Raw genomic sequence first — 3,893 nt, 5'->3', positions numbered from 1 at the left:
TTTCATTTTCTGTTTTTTTTTTTTGTGGGGGTGGGGGTGTCTAAAAACCCCCCCCCCACCCCCCCCGCGGGGGCGGACGGGCCGGGGCGGGACCTCTCACCAGAAGGCAACAGAGACGATGACCACCAAGACCCAGGCCGGCCTCCAGACCGCCCCCGCCCCGTGGCCGACCATCACCACCGCTGAACTCCTCGCGCACCCCGGCAACGTCCGCGACGTCGAACCCCCGGCCGACCTGCTGGCCGCCGTGAAGGCGAACGGCGTCCAGGAGCCGCTCTACATCGTGAGCACCCACGGCGGGGTGCCCCAGATCATCGACGGGTTCCAGCGCCTGGCCGCCGCCGTCGACGCTGGGCTTGAGATCCTGCCCTTCACGCCCCGCCCCGTGATCCGGATCGACGCGCTCACCCCGCACCCGGAGAACGCTCGCGAGGACCTCGACATCAACGCCCGGTTCGTGGAGAGCTTCCGCATCGAGGGCTGCCGCATCCCCATCAAGATCCAGCGACTTGAGGGCGGGATCATCCAGGTCAATGACGGGCACCGCCGCTACTTCGGGTCGAAGGACGCGGGCCTCACCCACCTGCCCTACGAGTGGGACGACGACGACCGCGACGCCGCCGGACAGTTCGTCGACATGATCACCACTTCCGAGCAGCGCAAGAGCCTCACGGGGAAGGAGATGAACCAGGCCATGTTCAGCGCCGCCGAGGCGGGCGCGAACGTCGGCCGCATCGCCAAGGCCGCAGGCGTGCGCCAGAAGGACGTGAAGGCGGTGGTCCGGGTGCACTCCAGCGAGAAGCTGAGCGCGGCCGTCGGCAAGACGGGAGGCCGCTACGAGTGGACGTTCGACCACATGGCGGCGCTGGCGGAATTCGCCGACGACGACGCCGAGTTCGCCGCGATCACCGAGGCCGCGACCGGCAGGTGGGCCGACGACAACGATGTGGAGTGGGCCATCGCCAAGGCGCGGACCCGGCGCGAGAAGCGCGAGCGGGCCGCCGCCCACCGCGCGGAGCTGGAGGCCGACGGGCACAAGGTCCGGGACATCGAGGAACTGTCCGACCGGGCCACCCCCGTCCGCAAGCTGCCCGGCGTCACGCAGGAGGGGCACGCCACCTGCAAGGGCCAGGTCTGGGTACTCGACACGGACAGCGCGGACCGGTACGAGCCGTACTGCGTCTCACCCGTCCTGTACGAGCACGTCACCCCCGAGGCCGCCCAGACCGGCGCGAAGGCTGCCACCGCCGAAGCGGAGGCCGGGCGCGCCGCCCTGGCCGCGACCAAGGCCGGGAACATCCACTGGGACGCCGCCGAGGAGGTCCGCCGGAAGTGGATCGCGGACCTGGTCAAGGCGCGCACCCTCCCGAAGGCCACCGTCAACGCGCTGATTCAGCACGTCAACGAGGCGCTTCTGAATGGCACTTGGGATCTGTCCAGCGACCTGAACAAGGGGCCCACCAGCGAGATCCTCGCCGCGTTCCTGGGCCTGAACGCCACGCAGGCCAAGGAGCGCAGCAGCTTCGCGGACCACGTCGCCAAGGACCCCAGGAAGGCCCCGCAGCTCCAGTTCGCGGTCATCGCCGCCGTCCGCGAGAAGAACGCGACTCGCGTGGCGTGGCGGACCGACAGCCAGCGCTGCGCGGACATCCGGAAGCCCACGGCGAAGTGGTTCCGCGTGTTGGGGGCGCTCGGCTGCCCGCTGACGCCGATCGAGCGGGCTGTGGTGAACGACGAGCCGTACGACCCGGCCGCGAAGGAGCCCACCGCGTCCCTGCTCGGCGGAGGCGAGCCGGAGGCCGACCCGGACGCGGAGCAGGCCGAGGAGAACCCGGAGAGCGAGCCCGAGGCGGAAGCCCCGGCCGAGGCCGAGGGCGACCAGGCCGACGCCGAGCCAGAGGGCGCGGAGCCGGAGCCGGAGGCCGAGCCGGACGCCCCGGCGGCCGAGAAGCCGACCGCCGAGACCGAAGCCGCCTGATCCTCCCCACCGATCCGACGCCGGGGGCGGGAACCCGCCCCGCCCCCGGCAGCCTCCCAGGAGCCCCACAGTGCCCCGTGCCGCCCTTACTGAGACCAGCGCCGACGACTACTGCTGCGGATACGCCGCCGCCCCCGCCGACCCCAACCCCGGCATCGCCGCTGACCTGATGCAGGCCCGCGCCATCGCGGGCGGGCTCGCGGAGTTCGGCATCGGGTCCGCCCGTTGGTCGGCCGTCCATGACCGCGAGGCCGCCGCCGTCGTCCTGCGCGTGGACACCCCGCGCGGACTGTACGCGCTCGCCATCCCCGAACCCGGCCAGGCGTTCGGCGTCCGCCACCACGGCGAGCGCATCGGGGCCCTGGACTGCCGCCGCACCTACGGCACCGCCGACAGCTACACCGCAGCCCTGTTCGCCGCCTTCCTGCGCGACCGCGCCGCACTCGACTTCCCCGGCCGGGACGTTTGCCCCATCCTTCAAAACATGGTTTAATTAATGATGTCGGAGGGGGGGAGGGCAACACCCCCTTCGACCCACGGGCCGTCAGCTGGCCCCGACCCGACCCCGGCCGCACGCGGAGGGCAACCCGCCCGGCCGGGCACTCGATTCCTCTCTCACCAGCAGGAGCACCCACGATGACCAGCGCAGCCATGCGGTTTTCCGTCCCCGCGACCGCCCAGCCCCGCGTCCGTCAGCTTGTCGAGGCCACCAACGCCCGCGCCGCCGTCCACCGCCTCAGCCCGTACGCGCTCGACTTCTCCGCGCAGTTCCTCGCCGACTACCGCGACGTGGACGGCCGCGTGATCGGTAAGCGCCCCACCGTCACCGTGACCATCTCCGGTGACATCCCCCGCCACCAGGGCTGGACTGTCATCGCCCGTCTGGACCACGACGAGGAGGGGGAGACGATCAGCTCGTTGTTCCCTGGTCTGTCCGAGCGGGACGCCGAGGCGGCGCGCCAGCACCGCGCCGTCGAGAACTACTGCCAGGGGTGTTCCGTCGCCCGTCACCGCACCGCCACCTATCTCGCCCGCCACGAGAACGGCGAGATCAAGCAGTTGGGCACCACGTGCGTCGAGCCGTACACCGGCCTGCCGATCAAGGGCCTTGAGGCGCTGTGGCGCTTCGGGACGCTCAAGGACTCCGACTGGGACGGCGACGAGGGCGGCGTCCCGGCCGACCTGCGCGTGCCGGTGGACGAGGTGCTCCGGGTGGCCGCCGCCGTCGTCACCCAGGACGGCCGCTTCTACAGCCGCTCCGAGCAGTGGAAGAACCGCATGCCGACCGCCGATTCGGTGGACGCCTACTTCTTCGACCGGAAGGTGTCGCCGGAGTGGAGGGCCGGAATCGACGCCGAGCCCGATGCCGCCAGCACCGCCGCCGCCGTCCGCGCTTGGGCCCTCCAGGGGTACGGCAGCCTCTCCGAGTACCGCCACAAGGTGGGCCAGTTGGCCAAGGGCGAGACCGTCGACCCGCGCCACCTGCCGACGCTGGTGTCCGCCATCGCCGGATGGCACCGCGACCAGGAGAAGCAGGCCGTGGAGCAGGCCGCCCGGAACTCCCGGCCGCAGGGCGCCAAGGGGGAGCGGCTGACCGTCCCCGCCACCGTCACGACCGTGATCGACTTGGAGGAGCGGTACTACGGCTACCACGCCCAGCGCCGCCGACTGATCAAGTTCCAGGACCCGAACGGCAACGTCTACGTGTGGTTCAGCAGCGCCGCTGCCGCCCCCGAGAAGGGCGACGAGGTCGAGCTGACCGGCACCGTCAAGGATCACAGCATCTACGGCGAGACGGCGCAGACCGTGCTCACCCGGTGCCGAGTCACCGAGCGCGAGCCGGTCGCCGCCTAGGAGAGGCGGGCCGGACGGAGACCACCCTCCCGCCCCGCCCCCCCCCCCGCCCCCCCGGCGG

The 3,893-nt window shown here is 71.7% G+C and carries 3 protein-coding genes; all 3 read left to right on the top strand.

Annotation, left to right across the window (positions count from 1 at the left end; all coding sequences use genetic code 11):
- Positions 1–118 precede the first annotated feature (118 nt).
- The 3 genes from ACFV61_RS35010 (at position 119) to ACFV61_RS35000 (ending at position 3,832) form a co-directional block, all read left to right on the top strand.
- On the top strand, positions 119–1,978 hold the full coding sequence (locus tag ACFV61_RS35010) for a ParB N-terminal domain-containing protein (RefSeq protein ID WP_380496144.1): 1,860 nt from the start codon (positions 119–121) through the stop codon (positions 1,976–1,978).
- Positions 1,979–2,048: 70 nt separating this feature from the next.
- Complete coding sequence (locus tag ACFV61_RS35005) at positions 2,049–2,471, top strand: hypothetical protein (protein WP_380496141.1); 423 nt, start codon at positions 2,049–2,051, stop codon at positions 2,469–2,471.
- Between the two features lie 143 nt (positions 2,472–2,614).
- Positions 2,615–3,832, top strand: a complete 1,218-nt coding sequence (locus tag ACFV61_RS35000; protein ID WP_380496139.1) for a hypothetical protein — start codon at positions 2,615–2,617, stop codon at positions 3,830–3,832.
- The last annotated feature ends 61 nt before the right edge of the window (positions 3,833–3,893 follow it).

The organism is Kitasatospora sp. NPDC059817, from assembly GCF_042731835.1.
In the GTDB taxonomy this organism is placed as follows: Bacteria; Actinomycetota; Actinomycetes; order Streptomycetales; family Streptomycetaceae; genus Kitasatospora.
The sequence above is the reverse complement of the archived record's forward strand: the minus strand, read 5'-3'. Positions and strand labels throughout refer to the sequence as shown.